Origin of the sequence: Auritidibacter sp. NML100628, from assembly GCF_003185985.1 — a bacterium.
Lineage (GTDB): Bacteria > Actinomycetota > Actinomycetes > Actinomycetales > Micrococcaceae > Auritidibacter > Auritidibacter ignavus.
Window position 1 is genome coordinate 62311 of sequence record NZ_QHLP01000003.1, and the last position, 18338, is coordinate 80648.

General features: G+C 58.9%; 11 protein-coding genes and 1 tRNA gene. 10 read left to right on the forward strand and 2 right to left on the reverse strand.

Annotated elements, in window-relative coordinates; genetic code table 11:
- Window positions 1–45: 45 nt before the first annotated feature.
- Together nudC and DCC24_RS03680 are read left to right on the forward strand one after the other, a co-directional pair.
- On the forward strand, window positions 46–1056 hold the full coding sequence (gene nudC, locus DCC24_RS03675; RefSeq protein WP_110098575.1) for an NAD(+) diphosphatase: 1011 nt from the start codon (window positions 46–48) through the stop codon (window positions 1054–1056).
- Window positions 1057–1153: 97 nt separating this feature from the next.
- Complete coding sequence (locus DCC24_RS03680) at window positions 1154–3334, forward strand: ATP-dependent DNA helicase UvrD2 (RefSeq protein WP_110098576.1); 2181 nt, start codon at window positions 1154–1156, stop codon at window positions 3332–3334.
- A gap of 7 nt (window positions 3335–3341) precedes the next feature.
- Here the strand turns inward: DCC24_RS03680 and DCC24_RS03685 are convergent, their stop codons facing one another.
- Entirely contained in the window at window positions 3342–4454 is a 1113-nt protein-coding gene (locus DCC24_RS03685; RefSeq protein WP_110098577.1) for a ThiF family adenylyltransferase, read from the reverse strand.
- Between the two features lie 187 nt (window positions 4455–4641).
- Here DCC24_RS03685 and DCC24_RS03690 point away from each other — a divergent pair, with 187 nt between their 5' ends.
- Window positions 4642–5316, forward strand: a complete 675-nt coding sequence (locus DCC24_RS03690; protein WP_158524586.1) for a SprT-like domain-containing protein — start codon at window positions 4642–4644, stop codon at window positions 5314–5316.
- Here the strand turns inward: DCC24_RS03690 and DCC24_RS03695 are convergent.
- Window positions 5313–6737 carry a zinc-dependent metalloprotease gene (locus DCC24_RS03695; RefSeq protein WP_110098579.1) on the reverse strand — a complete coding sequence of 475 codons (1425 nt, stop codon included), beginning with the start codon at window positions 6735–6737 and terminating at the stop codon, window positions 5313–5315. The two genes, DCC24_RS03690 and DCC24_RS03695, sit on opposite strands and share 4 nt — an antisense overlap.
- A 205-nt stretch (window positions 6738–6942) precedes the next feature.
- Between DCC24_RS03695 and DCC24_RS03700 the strand changes: the two genes are divergently transcribed.
- From DCC24_RS03700 to DCC24_RS03730, 7 genes are all read left to right on the forward strand, one after another.
- Complete coding sequence (locus tag DCC24_RS03700) at window positions 6943–8070, forward strand: PDZ domain-containing protein (RefSeq protein ID WP_110098580.1); 1128 nt, start codon at window positions 6943–6945, stop codon at window positions 8068–8070.
- A 72-nt stretch (window positions 8071–8142) separates the two neighbouring features.
- Window positions 8143–11301, forward strand: coding sequence for a UPF0182 family protein (locus DCC24_RS03705; protein ID WP_334228145.1), 3159 nt, complete (start codon window positions 8143–8145; stop codon window positions 11299–11301).
- Window positions 11302–11383: 82 nt separating this feature from the next.
- Window positions 11384–11457 (forward strand) — tRNA-Met (locus DCC24_RS03710).
- Window positions 11458–11986: 529 nt separating this feature from the next.
- Complete coding sequence (locus tag DCC24_RS03715; RefSeq protein ID WP_110098581.1) at window positions 11987–14893, forward strand: TIGR03773 family transporter-associated surface protein; 2907 nt, start codon at window positions 11987–11989, stop codon at window positions 14891–14893.
- Window positions 14880–16439: an anchored repeat ABC transporter, substrate-binding protein gene (locus DCC24_RS03720; protein WP_110098582.1), complete on the forward strand. Its 1560-nt coding sequence runs from the start codon at window positions 14880–14882 to the stop codon at window positions 16437–16439. Before DCC24_RS03715 ends, DCC24_RS03720 begins: the two co-directional genes overlap by 14 nt.
- A gap of 37 nt (window positions 16440–16476) precedes the next feature.
- Entirely contained in the window at window positions 16477–17529 is a 1053-nt protein-coding gene (locus DCC24_RS03725) for a choice-of-anchor M domain-containing protein (protein ID WP_110098583.1), read from the forward strand.
- Complete coding sequence (locus DCC24_RS03730) at window positions 17526–18326, forward strand: anchored repeat-type ABC transporter ATP-binding subunit (RefSeq protein WP_110098584.1); 801 nt, start codon at window positions 17526–17528, stop codon at window positions 18324–18326. Before DCC24_RS03725 ends, DCC24_RS03730 begins: the two co-directional genes overlap by 4 nt.
- Window positions 18327–18338 lie beyond the last annotated feature (12 nt).

The window sequence follows — 18338 nt, forward strand, 5'->3', positions numbered from 1 at the left end:
GAATGACTCCCCAGAAGCGAGCGCGTTTCCAGTACCGTAGAAACCATGAGCAATCAGCAGACTTTCCCTCCTCTTGGTGCTTTGCCACTAGCTCGTGAAGACCTGGACCGAGGGTGCCTGCAACGGGAGGACCCTGCCTGGTTGCCAACCCTCTGGTCAGCTCCTGAAACCAAAGTCCTCAGACTTCACGCCCGTCAGGTTCCGGTCTATCGGGGCGCACTCGTGTTCGACCACCCCCAAGGCCCGCTTCCAGAAGAAGCGGTCTATCTGGGACGCGGTGAACGAGTAGTAGACCTGTCCCCCGAGGACCTAGACGGGATCAGCCCCAACGACATTGTCCTGGTGCCTTCCGGGTCAAAAGATACTGCACCACAGTTACTCAACCCGCACCGCTGGGATGGGGCGGAGGTTAATCCGGCGCGAGTGCAATGGCTCTCGGTTCGAGAAGTCGCAGCGGGGCTTTCTGGCAAAGAAGCCGGCCTTTTCGTGGAGGCGGTGGCGATTGCCAACTGGCACTCCCGGACCCGGTTCTGCTCGCATTGTGGACACCGGCTGGTCACTGAGCAATCCGGCTGGGTTAAAACCTGCCCCGCTGAAGGAATTGAGCACTTCCCCCGCACCGATCCGGCCATCATCGTGGCCATCACCGATGACGATGACAGAATACTGCTGGGAAATAATACGGCATGGGCCCCGAACCGGTACTCCACACTGGCGGGGTTCGTTGAGCCCGGAGAATCCCTCGAGGCAGCGGTGATCCGAGAAGTCTACGAAGAAGCCGGGGCGCACGTGGCTGACCCACAGTATCTCGGTTCGCAACCGTGGCCGTTCCCGCAATCGTTAATGCTAGGTTTTCGGGCGCGTGCCACCAACGTGGAGACAATTCGAGCGGATAACAAGGAGATGCGGTCGGTGACGTGGTTTACCAAAGCCGAGATGTGGTCTCAGGCTGAGCGTGGCGAGATCTACCTACCCGGGTCCGCATCGATCGCACGAATGCTGATCGAGCACTGGTATGGCGGGCCTCTTCCGGACCCACACGTACTGCAAAACTGAGCGCCTTAGCGTGCTACGTTTCTGAGGTGACCGCTGAAGCCACGTAGCGACGTTGGGCCGGACGTTGCACAATCTATCGAGTCAAGGAGGTGCCACGGTGAGTTTACCCGAGGAGATACTTGAAGGCCTCGACGTGGAGCAACGCCGGGCAGCCACCGCCTTGCACGGACCCGTGTGCATTCTGGCCGGGGCCGGGACCGGGAAAACTCGAGCCATTACCCACCGGATTGCTTACGGAGTGGCCACCGGAGCCTATAGTCCGTTTCACACGTTGGCGCTGACCTTCACCAGCAAAGCCGCTGCGGAAATGCGAGCTCGTCTCCGGGTGCTAGGCGCTGGGGGAGTACAAGCACGCACATTTCACGCCGCGGCGTTGAAGCAGCTGAGTTATTTCTGGCCCCAAGCAATTGGTGGACCAATGTTTGGGCTATTAGAGCATAAGATCCGACTGATTATTGATGCGGCTAACCGGCTGCGGATGAGTACCGATCGAGCCACGGTCCGAGATCTTGCCGGAGAAATCGAATGGGCCAAGATCTCGATGCTCACCCCGGAGACTTACCAACATCAGGCAGGTCACCGCCCGTTGCCTAGCGGGTGGGACCCGTTGTTGTTCTCTCGGCTCTTTCAAGCCTATGAAGATCTCAAAGCCGACCAGCGATTGATGGACTTCCACGATGTGTTGCTGTTGATGGTTGGGATCCTCGAATCTGAGCCAGCTATTGCAGCCGAAGTACGTCGTCAGTACCGGGTCTTTATCGTCGATGAGTATCAGGACGTCTCCCCGCTCCAACAGCGGTTGCTAGAGGCCTGGCTGGGCGACAGCCATGAATTATGCGTGGTGGGTGATGCCTCGCAGACCATCTACTCTTTTACCGGGGCCACGTCACGGTTCTTGTTGGAGTTCACAACGACCTATCCGCAGGCTCAACGTATCGAGCTGATCCGGGATTATCGGTCCACCCCGCACATTGTGGCCTTGGCCAATCGACTCTTGGAACAACGGACCCAACAGGGCCAACAAGCCGGAGGAAGAATGCCTCCCTGGCCTCGTCCGCTCGAGTTGGTCTCTCAGCGAGATAATGGTCCGGCGCCGGTGTTTTGGGAATGTGAGGATGAACAGACCGAAGCAGACCAGATCGCCAGCCATATCCATCAGCAAATCACCGACGGAAAACTCCCGGAAAATATTGCGGTACTGTTCCGTACCAACGCCCAATCGGTGCATTTCGAACAGGCTCTGACCCGACACAGCGTTCCCTACCAGCTCCGAGGCGCCGAAGGGTTCTTCCAACGCACTGAAGTTCGGGAAGCTGTCTTGCAACTACGCTCCGCCGCTCAGGCCTCACCTGCGGTGCGGGCCGAACAGGTGGTGGAGCTGATGGAAGCGATCCTGACCTCATTGGGATACAGCACTGATCCGCCCCAAGCCACCGGTGCAGTGCGACAGAAGTGGGAGTCCCTTGACGCACTAATTACCTTGGGTCGCCGAATGCTGGATGATCACGGTGCACAGCTCAGTCTCGACCAGGTGGTCCAGGAACTACAGCACCGAGACACCGATGAGCATCCGCCCACCGTTTCGGGGGTGACCTTGGCGTCGTTGCACTCAGCTAAAGGATTGGAATGGGACGCGGTTTACTTGGCCGGACTCACCGAGGGAATGGTCCCGATTGGTTTTGCTCAAACCCAGAGCGAGATTGATGAAGAACGACGACTGTTCTATGTGGGTATTACGCGTGCACGGAATGAAATTTTTTTCAGCTGGCCGCGTCACCGCAACGGAAGAACTGGCAACAAGTCCAAGCCCTCACGGTTCCTCTCGGCCCTGATCCCGCAAGCGTCATCGACGCAGACGATTCCTTCACCGCACACGGGTGTGTCGGCATCGAACCAGGCCCAGCGGTCCTCTCCGGGTGACTTCCACGGTAAGCGTCGCGGGCGCTCACAGGTGGCACAGTGTCGGGTCTGTGGCCAGCCACTGGAAACACCGGTGGCCCGGAAACTGGGCCGCTGTCAAAACTGTCCAGCCACCTATGACCAGCACCTTCTGGACACACTCAAAGAGTGGCGCTCCACCACCGCCAAGTCAGAAAAGTTGCCGGCGATGATGGTGTTTACAGACGCGACCTTGGTGGCCATCGCTGAAAAGGTGCCACAGACAGCGAGCGCATTACGCCAGGTCCCCGGAATCGGGGATGCCAAATTGTCGAAATACGGGGATGCGGTGCTCCACCTCGTCAGTTCCGCCCCCAGGGAGGAAGACCAGAATGGCTAGCTGCGTGTCAGGAGTAGGCGACCGCGCCACAACAGCGGGGATGCTCACTGATCGTGAAGCTTGATACGGCACCGGTTCGGGCCGAGACGCTGAGTACTTGACCGGGTACAGCGCCGGGGACTTCGCCGGCATCGGTCAGCGTCAGGACATCTCGAAGCGGTGTGGCATCGATCCAATTCAGCACTTGAATGCCCACTAATCCAGCGACAGCGTAGGCCAAACCTAGAGGTTCACGACCTGCTGCTTGCGCTCGCAACGCATGCTGTCGATCCGCGTAAGAGGGATCGAGCTCCGCTTCGCGTGCCATCCAGCAGTGAGGGCACGGCGAGGTTTGGGGCAAAAGCCAGGGGCCGATGACGACGCGATCGTCGTGAAGGGTGACTGGTAGCACTGGTTGAGCTCGACGTTGGGCCTGGGCGAGAAACTCCGTGGCCAGTCCGCCTCGTGTGATGCAGACAGACAGGTCACCGCACGGTTGGGGCGCGACGGGGTGTGACTGGGGCAAAATCTCGATGTCAGGAAACTGGTGACGTAACTGTTCGGCGGTGGCGACACCCCGGCACCGTGAAAGATCTTCGGGCAGGAACCCGGTGCCGAGATCACTGACTGTGACAGGTTGGGGATCCCACACCCACATCCTTGCGACGCCGGCGTTGGCAAGCAGGAGTGCCAAGGCGCGCCCACTGCGACCAGTCCCCAGTATCTGCACGGAGGACTGAGCGCGTCGAGTGTGCAAAGTGGGTGCATCAACTGGACAAACCTGCACCGAAGTCTTCTCGTCAGCGTCATGCTGCGAGCTGGGCTCCACGGTTACCGCCTGCAGGGTGGCCGTGGCCGTGGCAACGTCACAGTCGGTGCTTGGTTCTGGGGACGGCTCGGCCGGGGAGTTCAACAAGACTGGGTCGAGGGTTGAGATCAGTCGCCAGGTTTCCTGAGTGCTGAGCCCGGCCTGTTTGCCGTGACGTGGTTCGCTACCATCCGGAATTCCGCGACGCAGTTTCTCCAGTAGCGCGGTGATTTGCGGTGTGGCGCCAGAGATCTGCAGAGATCGTTCACCTGAACCGATTTGGACCAGGCCAGCTGAAATTTTCACGAAAGACAGGCCGGGGTTGATTTGCATGAAGTAGCTCCTGGGACGACGATGATTCGGGCCAGTACCGGCTGACCGGAAGGGTCCGGACTGCCATCATCGCAAAGACCGTGAGCTCGTGCAGACGGTTGTCCACAACTGGTTTGCTCAGGTGTTGTTGTCCACAGTCCAACACGCCTTGTTGGGGTAGGGTTGCCGTGACCGAAGAATGGACACCATGACATCACTACCACAGCACAGCACCCAGCATTCGCCCTCAACATTACACGGCTTTCGGCACCTAGACGGTCCCTTCCGGTTGGGTCGTGGCCGCGTCGCCGAAGTCTATGAGTATCACGGTCGAACCGTACGAATTATTCGTTCGCTCCGGCGCACGAGAAGCTTCCAAGCCTCTTACGAAGACGGAATGCTGCACATCGGTGCACCGGGCCGGCTGAGTCAGGAAGCAATCTTTCATGCCAGCGCTGACCTGATCCAGCGTCTGGAGAAAAAACGCGACAACCGCATGAAAACCAGCGACCAGGACCTCTACGACCGGGCGGTGTTTTTAGCCAAAACATGGTTGAATTCCGAGGTTGTGCCGGCGAGTGTCAGGTGGTCGAGCCGGCAGACCAAAGTCTGGGGGTCGTGCACCTCGGCTACCGGAGAGATTCGGTTGTCCACCCAGCTGAAAGGTATGCCTCAGTGGGTCATTGACGGTGTGCTGGTCCACGAATTGGTTCATTTAGCCCACGGCGGTCATGACGCAGATTTTCACCGGATGGCTGCTCGCTATTCTCGGATGGATGAAGCGATGGCCTATCTGGAGGGTTTCAGCCATGCACGACGTTTCGCAAGTGCGTGCTCACCGCAACTGGGTTGGACGACTGGGGACGACGGTGACGAGGATTAACGATCCTTTCCCGGTGTTTGGCCGTCGTCGTTGAAGCCACCATCGAGTAGCTTGCGGAGCTCCTCATCCATCTGTTCGGTCTGCTCGGCCTGAGCCTGGCGACGTGCTTCGTATCCGTCGGGATCGTCAAGATCTTCAGCGGTCGGAATCCACAGCTGTTCTTCCCAGATCGAATCGCGGTATTCCGTGCCCTTCTCGTCGGTAATCTTCTGCCAGAATGCAGCAGCCTCCCGCAATCGACGAGGACGAAGGTCCAGGCCGACCAACGAGCCAAAAGCATGTTCTGCTGGCCCACCGGTGGCACGGCGACGATTAATCATCTCGCGCAGTGCAGCTTCTGATTCCAGTGCCTGAGCTGCCTGAGTGGTGACGACATCGACCCAACCCTCGATGACGGCCAAGGTGGTTTCCAGCTGTTCCAGGGCAGCCTTCTGGGTCCCGGTGGGTTCAGGGACCAACATTCGGCCGGAGAAGACCTCTTGCATAGACTCGGGGTTCATGGGGTCAACCGACTGGGCAGCATCTTCAATGGAGCTCAAATCAATGGTTAAACCGGCCGCGTACTGTTGCACGGCGGCCATCAAATCACGCTCCAGCCACGGTGAATGGACAAACAGACGCATTCGGGCCGCTTCCCGCAAGGCGAGATAAATTCGGATTTGATCTTCTGGAACCTGCAGGCCATCACCGAATTCTTCGACGTTGACCGGAAGCATGACCAGCCGGTGGCCGGCCACCGGGAAACCGGAATCGGTTCCCGAAAGAACTTCGCGGGAGAGCTCGCCCAAGGCTTGGCCGAGTTGCAGACCGAAGATGGTGCCACCCATGTTCTTCATCATCGGACCGATGTCGCCCATGGCAGCTCGCATCTCTTCGGGAAGCTGGCCGGGAAGCTGTTCGGACAAAGCCCGAGACAGGGCCTGTGAGACCGAGGTGGCAACCGGCTCAGTCATCTCTTTCCACTGGTCAAGAGTCTTCTCGACCCATTCGGCTCGGGACCACGCCACGCCGGAATATCCGGTGGATTCCATAGTGGTGGCCTGATCCAACCATAGCTCCGCCAGGCGCAAGGCATCTTCGATTTCCCGTCGTGCGAAGGTGCCCACCGATGGGTCGTCGCCGGCGGCAGCCTGCCGGGCGGTTTGGCGTACCAGCGCCCAGTTCACCGGTTCATCAGAATTACCCGAGGACATCATGGCCTGGAATTGCGACATCATCTGTTGCATCATGGCGGGGTTAAACATGGCCGGATCCAACGGCATCGCGGACTGGTCGGACATCTGTTGCATGGCTCGACGAATTTCTTCGGGGTTAGGAGCCTGCTCGCCAAACATGCGACGCAACATCTCGGAAAACGGATCGTTATTGTCCGATCCGTCGTCGCCGTGGTCATTCCGTGGTCCATCCGGGGGAGTAGTCATGAGTTATAGACTACCGATTCCGGTCGCACCATGACAGCTTCGCGCGGTAGTTGCCGTTGAGGTTCGCTGAAGGCACACCGGTGTCTCGTGCCGATGTCACGACGCTCAACGCTGTCGTACAGATGTTATTTCTTCTTCTAGAATAGAAGGGATTGGGAGACCTCTCTTCTCCGCCAGCGCGCACTGTCAGGAAGGCTCGGACAACATGTCTTTATCACCGGATGATCTCACCCCCTTGCGGGTGAATGACTCAGCCGACGTGCGCCCTGAATCGCCACGCGAGGTGAAGCGACGCCGCATGGTGTGGATTTCAGGTCTTCTGCTGGCTGCAGCACTGTTGGCTGGGGTCGTATTTCCGGTGTCCTACGTTGCCGAACACCCCGGCCCGACCGTCAACACCATCGGGGACGTTGATCTTGGTGAGGGGGAAGAACCGGTTTTGTCGATTGAGGGTACCGAGACTTATCCCGTCGACGGTGCGCTGGATATGACAACCGTGTCGGTTCAAGGTCCGCCCACCGGAGCGACTTTTGCTATCGACGTGTTGTTTGGCTGGATGTTCCCCCACGTTTCTCTGACTCCTTCGGCCACAGTTTATCCCTCGAACGTGTCATCCTCTGAGGTTCAAGAGACCAACACGGTGGCGATGAATACTTCTCAGTCGTGGGCGATGGCTGCGGCGTTGGAGTATCTGGAGATCGATTACACCCAGCATCTGTTCGTCCACGACTTTGCAGAAGGCGCTGAGGCCACTGACCTGTTGCGTCGAGGAGATCAGGTGATTGCTGCCAACGGTCACCCCATTACCGGTCTGCAAGGACTCAAGGATGCTGTTGACGACTCCGCGCCGGAGCCGGTGACGCTCACCATTGAGCGGGACGGCGAGCAACACAAGATCGACGTACCCGTCACTGAGGCTGAGGACGGTAGCTACCAGATCGGGATCTACTTAGATTCCGAGTTCGACTTCCCCTACGACTTTGAAGTGTCCCTCGGTGATGTTGGCGGTGCCAGCGCGGGGATGATGTTTGCGCTGGGCATTATTGAAAAACTCACCGAGGAGAACCTGGTCGACGGTGACCATATTGCCGGCACCGGTACCATCGACCCCGATGGTACTGTCGGCCCCATTGGCGGAATTCTCCAAAAAGTCTATGGTGCTCAACGCTCTGGAGCCACCGTGTTTCTGGCCCCAGAGGCTAACTGTCCAGAACTTGACGATAAGGTCCCCGACGGGATCACCGTGTATTCGGTGTCGAGCCTGGAACAGGCTGTGGAGATCGTGAAATCTCACGACACACCAGAGGCAGAAAACGTCACCACCTGCGGATAGCAGGACTACTCAACACATCACCCAACATTCGACACAAGTCGGGCGTCCAACGCCTGCAGATAAGGAACAAACGTGAGTTTCGGGCAAAGTTTTGGCGACCTGTTCTCAGGCCGTTCCTCGGGCTCGGGTTCATCCGGTGGCTCGTCGGGGAATAACAATTCCTCCTCGGGTTCTTCGGGTGGACCGGGTGGCTCGTCGAACCGACAGCAACAGAACAATTCACGTCGTCCCGGTGCGCTGATCATTACGATCATTATTCTCGCTGCCCTGGTGGCGCTGTTCGTACTGTTTGCGATGATCTACACCGAAGTGCTGTGGTTCAGCCAGCTCGATTTCACCTCGGTGTTTTGGATCGAACACCTGACGCGCGGTGTACTATTTGTCATCGCCGGGGGTGTGATGGCATTCGTCACCTGGCTGGCAATGTGGCTTGCCTGGCGGAAGCGCCCCGATGCGGACGCAACCTCGATGCGCGATGGCGTCTACCAGTTTCGAAAGCAGATTGAATCGGTCCGCCGGCTCGTGCTCATCGGTGTTCCGCTCTTGATTGGTTTCTTCGCCGGAGCGGCGGCGATGAACTCCTGGCAACAAGTCCTATTGTTCCTCAACCAAGAGCCGTATGGTGAAACTGATCCAGAGTTCGGCCTGGATCTGACCTTCTATATGGCCACTCTGCCGATGCTCGGCACGATTGTCAGCTTTGCGACGTCGGTGGTCTTGGTGGCTGGCATTGTCGGACTGGTGGTGCACTACCTCTTCGGTGCGATCACCATCCAAGAACGCGGTGGTATTCAGATCTCGCGCACCGCACGCTGGCACATCGTGATCTTCGCGTCGCTGTTTATGCTCTTGCAGGGTGTCAACTACTGGCTGGATCGGTACCGCACTTTGCAGAACCAAGAAGGCAACTGGGCCGGTGCGATGTACACCGATGTCAACGCGGTGATTCCGACCTCTACCATTTTGGCTGTGGCTGCCGTTTTGGTGATCGCGCTGTTCATTCTTACCGGGCTACGCGGTCGGTGGCGGTTCGGCATCATTGGTGCAGCCGCGTTCATTGTGGCGGCTCTGGTGGCCGGGGTGGCCTACCCCTACCTGATCCAGCAGTATCGGGTGCAACCGACCGAGCGGGCCTTGGAAAGCGAGTTCATTGAGCGCAACATCAACTACACCCGTGAGGCCTATGGGCTCTCCGATATGGAATACACCAACTATGCCGGTGAGACCGAAGCGAGCGCGGGAGCGCTGGCTGGCGAATCGGCCACCACGGCCAATATTCGTTTGATGGACCCAAACCTGCTGTCCCGGACCTTCGGACAGTTGCAACAGTTCCGTCCGTACTATTCGTTCCCCAATACGTTGCACGTGGACCGTTATGAGGTTGACGGCGAAGTGCGCGACACCATCATTGCACCCCGTGAGGTCAACGTGAACCCGGACTCCTCCTGGGTGAACCAGCACATTACCTATACCCACGGGTATGGCCTCACCGCCGCGGACAGTTCGGAGGTAGGAGGCGGTGGACGCCCGGCTTTCTTGCTCTCGGGTATTCCCACCGACGGTGAGCTGGCATCTGACCAGGATTACGAGCCACGCATTTACTTCGGGATGAACTCACCGCAGTACTCCATCGTGGGTAAGGAAGATGGCGATCCGGACCAGGAACTGGACCGTCCCCAGGATGCCGAATCGGAAGAAGACACTACCTACACCTTCTCCGGTGATGGTGGCCCCTCGGTGGGTAATATCTTCAATCGGTTATCGTATGCGATCCGCTTCGGTTCCACCGAAATCATGTTCTCGCAGAACGTGACCTCGAATTCCCAGATCCTCTACGACCGCCACCCAGTCGATCGTGTGGAGAAGGTTGCCCCGTACCTGGAGGTTGACTCCAACGCGTTCCCGGCCATTGTGAACGGGAGGGTCAAGTGGATTGTCGATGCCTACACCACCTCGGATGCCTTCCCGTACTCAGATTCTCAGGACTTCGACTCGGTGACCGTCGACTCGCTGAACACCAACCCGAATACCAACCCATCGGGACAGGTGAACTACATTCGCAACTCAGTCAAGGCCACCGTGGACGCCTATGACGGTTCGGTCGACCTCTATGCATGGGAGCCCGAGGACCCGTTGCTTCAGGCCTGGCAGAAGGTCTACGGCGGTCACATCAAGCCATACTCTGACATGAGTGCGGAATTGATGGATCACGTGCGTTACCCCTCGGATATGTTCAAGGTTCAGCGTGAGCTGTTGGGTCGCTACCATGTGACCGACCCGGATGACTTCTACGAAAACAACGACGCCTGGTCGGTGCCGGTCGACCCCACGATCTCGACTAACGCTGAGAATAACGATCAGCAGACGGGTGCTCAGGATGTTTCCATCCCGCCGTATTACATGTCGATGCAGCTGCCGGGCAAGGAAGAACCCGCCTTCCAACTGACTACACCGTTCATCCCGCAGGTCACCGAAGGTGCCGCACAGCGCAACGTGCTGTATGGCTTCTTGGCAGCCAACGGTGATGCCGGTACTGGCGAGGATGGCCAGAAGGCCGAGGACTACGGTCACCTCCAGTTGCTGGAGTTGCCACGTCAAACCACGACACCGGGTCCCGGTCAAGCCCAGGCTAACTTCGACTCCAATGACACCGTGTCGCAGGAGCTGAACCTGCTCCGTCAGGGTGCTTCGGATGTGATCAACGGCAATATGATCACCCTGCCTGCTGCGGACGGTATCCTGTACGTCCAGCCGGTCTACGTTCAGTCCACCGGTGAAACCTCCTACCCGGTCTTGCGGAAGGTCCTGGTGGCCTTCGGTGACGAGGTTGGCTTCGCCGATACCTTGGCTGAAGCGCTCGACCAGATCTTCGGTGGAGATTCCGGCGCTGAAACCTCTGCGGAAGGTCAGGCCGGTGCCGGAGATACTCCGCCACCTGAAGCCGGTGATGAAGAAGGAACCGAACCTTCCGACCAGCCACAGCCACCTGAAGCAACCAGCCCGCAACAGCAGTTAGAAAAGGCCCTGCAAGACGCACGGGATGCGATGCAGGCTTCAGAAGAGGCTATGGCGGATGGTGACTGGGCTGCCTACGGCGAAGCACAGGACCAGCTCAACGACGCATTGAGCCGGGCTCTAGAGGCTGAAGGCGTGGATTCGGATTCCAACGCCGACGATGCTGAGGACTCGGATGAGAACACCGCAGAGGAGGACAACTCCGAGGCAGAGTAAGCATCACACCACCGTGTGGTGAACGGTACACCACGCTAATTTGAACTGCTCCACCCTCCGGCGTATAGTAGATACCTGTCGCCGCGGGGTGGAGCAGTTCGGTAGCTCGCCGGGCTCATAACCCGGAGGTCACAGGTTCAAATCCTGTCCCCGCAACGAGAAAACGGCACCTGACTAGGCACTATCCTAGGCAGGTGCCGTTTGTGTATCCACGCAAAGACGGCCATGCGGTGAGTGGCCGGCCGGTACGGTGAGCTTTTGCGAGCCTCCCGTCGCAATGGGCGTTATTCTTCGTGTTGTTTTTTCGGTAGAAGGCGAACACCGCCTGTGTCTGTTGGTCTGGCGGTATTGGCCAGAATGGGGCGACGCCGGTCAACTGATCTCTACCAGGCAGTTTCCTGGCTACAGGGAGTCCAACCCTCAGGACAGGTAGTACGGTCCGATTCAAACGGGGATGAAATCCACGACATACCTGCGCACAACGTACCTGCATGTGGCGCCCTGTGAGCCCTTCCACTGTATTCAGTTCGTGCTCCAAGTGACGTGATTTGTGCGGCTGGGGACCACACCTTGGGGCGTGAGGATGTCATGTATCAGTCATAATGAATGGTAATGATTCGCATTAGCTATACTGACAGAGTACTCATGATCACCGAGGCGTTTAACGCTAGAAAAGAATGAGACTATGCAAAATCACTCATTACAGGCTCGGCCCCAGGCCGGGCGCTCGCACCGAGCACTCACGACAACCGCCGTTGTGAGCGTGCTAGGTCTGTTGATGGCGCTGCTGGGACTCACCAGTCTCCCGGTTTCGGCAGCGACCGCTGCTCCCTCACAGCCTGAGGAAACATCTCGTCCAGTCGTGCTCGATAAAGGGCACGTGGACGCGTTCTATCTCCACGCCAAAGATGGCAAACCCACACTCTCGTTGAAAGAAGACGTGACCGGTCATGGCGTGATGCATGACCCGGAGACAGTCCAGTTGGACGTTGTGGAACAGGCGAAGATGACTCTCCCCGCCGTTCCAGCTGTGCCGGAGGCCCTCCATGAAGCCGAGGTGTACTACCTGCCGTTGAACCAGAACCCCCAGATTGTATGGCCGGGCTGGGACAACCAAGGGCTGCGCGGAACGGGCTACGACCAGTCTGATATCGAAATTCTCGACGTGTCGGGACCCGGCGAGGTTTACCTGTGGACCCAAAAAGGCCTGGGCGAACTGGATTCGTTACTGACCGACGATGGGTATAAACTTCCCGGTACCATTCACCAGGACTATCACGCCCACGTGCATGCGAACTGGGCGTTCACCGAGGCTGGCTACTATGACTTGACGGTCCGCGGCGTTGCGATCAACTCCGAGACTGGCGAGCGGGCCCCCACCGAGGAAAAAACCTACCGTTTCCGCGTCGGGGACTTCCAGGAGTCTACCCCTGAACCAACCCCTGAACCGGAAAACACCGCCACGGTGGAACCGACGACCCAGGCGCCTACTCAGCCGGAAACACCGTCGCAACCTACAGACTCGCAGACTCCGGGCGATGACGGTACCCCCGGCCAGGACACCTCCCCATCGCAACAGCCGAGCGAGTCACAGCAGCCCTCACCGTCTGCATCGGACAAACCCAAGCCCTCACCGAGTCAGGGTAAGCCCGCTGACGACGATATCTGCTGGGATGGACTCAAACTGGACCACGGCCACGTCGATATGTTCAATTTGGAAATGATCGACAAGAAGCCGACCTTGACGCTGAAAGAAGATGTCACTGGGTCGGGTGTGATCCATGACCCAGCAGATGTCGAACTCAACGTCAAGGACAAGGCTCAGACCACCTTGCCCAAGTCTGATGGCATCCCCGCTGAACTTGCCGGCAAATCCGGATACTACCTGCCTCTTCTTCAGGACGATTCGTTGATCTGGCCCGGCTGGGATAGCCAAGGGCTCAATGGTACCGACTACAGCTCAGTGGACTTCAAGATTGAACAGGTCACCGGTCCTGGCGAGGTTTACTTGTGGAGCTCGGGGGGCCTGGGAGGAGTCCAGTCGCTTCTGACCGGGGATTCCTACAAGCTGCCGGGTACGATCCACCAGGATTACCTTGCGCACGTTCACGCCAATTGGTTCTTTACCAAGCCCGGGGCCTACTTCCTCCGCGTCTCAGCTGAGGCCCACAACGAAAAAACTGGTCAGTCCGAAAAGACCAATGCCGCTACCTATCTGGTGACCGTTGGCGCGGACCTTCCGGAGGGTTATAACAAGTGCCCGAAGCACCGTGACGACAAGGTGGGTACCACTCCTGACAACAAGCCGGCAGACCAGGGCAACGACAGCTCGAAGAAGCCCGGAAACGGTTCCGGCGGCGGCTCCGGAGAGGATTCCGGCCCAGCCGGAGGTAGCGACGGTGACCATGGTGGCTCCAACGGGGCTGGCTCTGGCGATGCCGGCGAGCAGGACTCTTCCGGAACCGGTGCTGACGGCGCCGGAACCGGTACTGGCGGTGGAGCTAGTGCCGGTAACGGTGGAGGATCGGGCGGTGCTGGGGCAGGTTCGGCCCAGCAACAGGCTCCTCAGTGCTTGCCGGTTGACGAATGGAACCGCCAATACGGTCAGGGCCGCGAGGTCGTGCCTCCGGGTAGTGCCAGTGGCAGTCAGGATGGCACTGCGAAGGACGGTGCTACCAGGGCCGAACAGGGTGAGCAGGCTACTGGTCTGAGCGCCGGCGAAGGACACTTCGATCTGGGCCCGGTTGTCGAAGATGGCAAGTTTGTTGCCAAGATGAAGGACGATCGGACGGCTCCGCCGGTATGGCGCAATGCTGAGGACCTCACGTTTGTTCTCGGTGATGCTGCGTTGCGTTCAGCTGATAGTCTTCCGGGCGATCTGGAATATGTGGCAGAGTCTGGCAAGGACGTCTACATGATTCAGCAGGTTCAAGAACCCGGCGTGCCGTGGGTGGGATGGAATACTCAGCACGAATCTGTGGTCAATGGTCCTGGCTCTCAGGGTGTGACCATGAGTTTGGAGAATGTGGAGGGCCCTGGTGAGCTGGCGGTGTTCCTAAACGGGAACTTCGGGCAGCTGGTTGGTGAGAAGGTGTTCGACACTGTTGGTGGCCCCAAGAGCTACCAGATTCCGGCCAACACCCACCAACATGGCAACTGGGTGTTCACCGAACCGGGTACCTATAAGGTCTCGCTGAAATTCGAGGCCAATGGCCAGTCTGCTACCGGCACCTACACCTTCCAGGTGGGAGCTGAGACCGCTCGCAGTGCGTCGGTAGCTACCCCGAAGGACGAGAATACCGACCAGGATCTCGCCCAGGGTGACCAACAGGACGCCGAGCAGAAGAGCGACGAGAGCTCCGCGCCGGCTACCTCTGTGGCTCCTAACGGTCAGGAATTGACCGCCGGTCAGGGGCTGACTCCGGAGGGAACTCCGTGCACCTTGGCGAAGACTGGTGCTGACGAACAGGTATTGAGCATGGTCGGGATCGGTGCGGGTGTTGTGGCACTCGGAACCGCCGCGTTGCTCTACGCGCGTCGACGCGCAACACTGAACGCTGTCGGTACCGTGGACGAGCATGCCCAGAGCTAAAGCCTGGGTTGCCACGGCGATCACCGCCGCACTCGCACTGACCGGGTGCGGCGGTGTATCGACCGGCAGTTTGTCCACGCCCGAAAAGCCTTCGGTTGTGACCACGACCGGTATCCTGGCTGATCTGACCCGCAATGTGGTCGGTGACCGGATGGATGTGGAACAAATCGTGCCTGAAGGTGCCGATCCGCATAGCTACGAGCCCACGCTACGAGACGTGCGTCAGATTGCCTACGCTGATGTGGCGTTTTCGAACTACATGTTGCTTGAGGACCAATCGGTGATCCGCACCTTGGACGCCACGATCCGAGAGGATGTCCCGAACGTGGCCCTGGCAGAATCGGCGATCAAATATTCCGCAGAGGTTATTCCGCTGGTGGAAAATGTCTCCTTGGACACCATCTGGCTGGGCATGCGCGCTCAAGGCGACGGCTTACAGAACTCCGAGCTGTCCGGGGTGACGCGCAGTTCCACTGTCGAACTAACGGCCACCGATTTCTCAGGACCAGGAGATCTCGTTGCCTATCTGACAGAGTCTTTCGGCAACCCGCGGTTTTACATCGACACCTCCGATGGAATTGACCACCAGGATCACGCCCAGCTTCCTCTCGATGCCCACACGCATATGTCGTGGGCGTTCAACGAGCCTGGCGTGTACCAGCTCACCGTCAACGCTACGGTGAACATCGACGACTCATCTGAGGCACAGCCCCTGGCGGAGGACAAGACCGTCACTTTTGCTGTCGGCGTCAATCCGCACGAGGTCGATGACAGCGCGCAGGTGTTGGACGAGGGACACGCTGATATATCCGCCAATGTCGACACCGGCGAGATTGAGGTGCTCTACGACCCCAGTGGGGGAGGCGAGCACGTACAACAAGCCTATGACCCCGAAGACGTGGTCATCAGTGTTCCCACTCAAGCGCTGGAAGAAATTCCACCGGACCCCTCCTTCCGATTCCTGGGGCGGACCGGAGAACAGATCTACCAGTTGCCCCAAGCCGTCCTGGGTGCTCACGTCCACGGTGAGATTGATCCGCACCTGTGGCATGACGTGTCCAACGCCATCGCCTACGTCAAGGTCATTCGCGATACCGTGGTCGAGATCGATCCGGACAACGCTGAGTACTATCGCGCTCACGCCGCAGAGTACATTGCCGAGCTCGAAGAGCTTGACGAACAGGTAGCAACCACGATCGAGGAGATCCCGGAAGCTCAACGTCATCTGGTGACCACACACGACGCGTTCGGATACCTCGGACATGCCTATGACGTAGACATCGCGGGATTTGTCACCCCTCAGCCCTCGACCGAGCCTTCTATTCAGCAACGTCGCCGGCTGGTGGAAACCATCCAGAACCTTCAAATTCCGGCGGTATTCCTCGAGCCCGGCCTCATTTCACGGTCCAACGTGCTGGTCCAAACAGCGCATGAGTTGGATGTGGAGATCTGCACGATCTACGGTGACGCCTTCGACGAGGAAGTGAACACCTACGTGGACATGATGCGCTTCAACGCCCACTCACTGAAAGACTGCCTGGGCTAAACCGGGCTCCACCGCACGAGACGAAAGAACACGACCAGTGATAACCCTTCCGACCCCTGCTAGCCCGCACGACGGGAACCTCACTTTTTCTCATGCCCTCCACGCGGTCCGTGGCATCAGCCGATCCCTGGCGACAGTGGTGCTGGGATTGTGCACCCTGGTGTCTTTCGGTGCAGTACCGGCTGTCCCGGCGCATGGGGCCACCGAAGATGCGGCGTTGGAACAGCATGTGGACGCCGATGAAAATATTGGCGAGGACCAAACCGTCATCACCTCCGGCCACGTGGACGTCGGCCCCCGGGTGATCGATGGGCAGTGGCAGTTGATGGCCCGTGACGATACCGCCCAACCGGCCACCTGGCGGTACTTCGACGATATCGTCTATCACCTCCCAGACGACGCAAGGCAACCGGCGCCCGAGGACGAGAACTATAGCTTCGTCCCCGCAGAGCCCGGCCAAGATGTATACCTGATTCCTCAAACCGAGAACCACCAGGTGCCCTGGCTGGGCTGGAACACCCAAGATCCGGCGGCCGTGGCACAGATGGCCCGTGGCATGACCTTGCGACTGACCGGTGTGGAGGGTCCCGGGGATTTCGTCTTGTTCCTGCAGAACGGTAATTTCGATCCACCGCAGAAGCTATGGGACTCCACCACGATTGGCGAGGAAGAACAAGAGATCTGGGCCGATACCAATACCCACGTGCATGCCAACTGGGTCTTCACTGAGCCCGGCGTCTACCTGTTGCACGCTGAGATTGACGTCCCCTTAACCGACGGAGAGACCGTGACCACCGCAGGAACGTTGCGCTTCGCTGTCGGCAGTCAGACCAATCCCCAAGAGGCCTTTGATGCCCAGCCAGCGACCACATCTGACGGTGAGGGTCAGCAGGCAGCAGAACAGTCCGAAGCCGATGGGGAGACTGCCGCCGGCGCTCATGCCTCCGAGGAGGGTAAGGGTGATCAGACCACACTTATTGCCATCGTGGTTGGCGTGGTGGTGTTGGTGCTGATCGTAACCATCATCCTCACCGTCGTTCGCACCTCCCGGGCACGGCGCCAGGCTGAGCGACAGGACGCTGAGGCATGACCGAGGCAAAACAGAAGGCTGACGCAACGCGACTCACCGTCGAGAATCTTTGGGTGGATCTCGGTTCACGTTCGGTGTTGAACAACATCTCGATGCGTGTCGAGGGCGGGGAGCAGGTCGGTCTCATTGGCCCCAACGGGGCCGGTAAGACCACCCTGATGCGCTCGATCCTCGGCCTGGTTCCCACACGCCAAGGGCAGGTGAACTACACCGACTCACACGGCAACACGACACTGCGCAACCGGGTGGGGTATGTGCCACAACGTCATGAATTTTCCTGGGACTTCCCGCTGAGCATTCAGGACGTGGTGCTGTCCGGACGAGTCGGGACCATCGGGTGGTTCAAACGCCCCACAGTCAACGATTTTCGGGCGGTCAACCGGGCTATCGCCCGGGTTGATCTTAGCGATCTGGCCCACCGCCCCGTCGGAGCGCTCTCGGGCGGTCAACGACAGCGCGTGCTAGTGGCCAGAGCTCTCGCGCTGGAACCCGAGCTGTTGTTATTGGATGAGCCCTTCACCGGCCTGGACATCCCCACTCAGGAACTCCTCCTGGACTTGTTTAGCGAGCTCGCCCAAGAAGGCAGAGCGTTGTTGATGACCACCCACGACCTCGCGAGCGCATTGCATACGTTTGATCGTCTCTACCTGATTAACCGCACGGTGACCGCCTCGGGTACTCCGGCACAGCTCAGGGATGAGAACATCTGGCGCTGCACGTTCGGGTTCAGCGAGAATTCGCAATTGCTGCAAGCCCTCGGCCTCAACTCCGAGGCCTCTGCCCGTTTTGCCGTGTAGCACACCGTCTTG

Bases quoted from the DNA above. Each gene is read 5' to 3' on its own strand.
- DCC24_RS03695 (WP_110098579.1), bottom strand. From the start codon at position 6,737: ATGACTACTCCCCCGGATGGACCACGGAATGACCACGGCGACGACGGA.
- DCC24_RS03730 (WP_110098584.1), top strand. From the start codon at position 17,526: ATGACCGAGGCAAAACAGAAGGCTGACGCAACGCGACTCACCGTCGAG.
- DCC24_RS03715 (WP_110098581.1), top strand. From the start codon at position 11,987: ATGCAAAATCACTCATTACAGGCTCGGCCCCAGGCCGGGCGCTCGCAC.
- DCC24_RS03700 (WP_110098580.1), top strand. From the start codon at position 6,943: ATGTCTTTATCACCGGATGATCTCACCCCCTTGCGGGTGAATGACTCA.
- nudC (WP_110098575.1), top strand. From the start codon at position 46: ATGAGCAATCAGCAGACTTTCCCTCCTCTTGGTGCTTTGCCACTAGCT.
- DCC24_RS03720 (WP_110098582.1), top strand. From the start codon at position 14,880: ATGCCCAGAGCTAAAGCCTGGGTTGCCACGGCGATCACCGCCGCACTC.
- DCC24_RS03685 (WP_110098577.1), bottom strand. From the start codon at position 4,454: ATGCAAATCAACCCCGGCCTGTCTTTCGTGAAAATTTCAGCTGGCCTG.
- DCC24_RS03690 (WP_158524586.1), top strand. From the start codon at position 4,642: ATGACATCACTACCACAGCACAGCACCCAGCATTCGCCCTCAACATTA.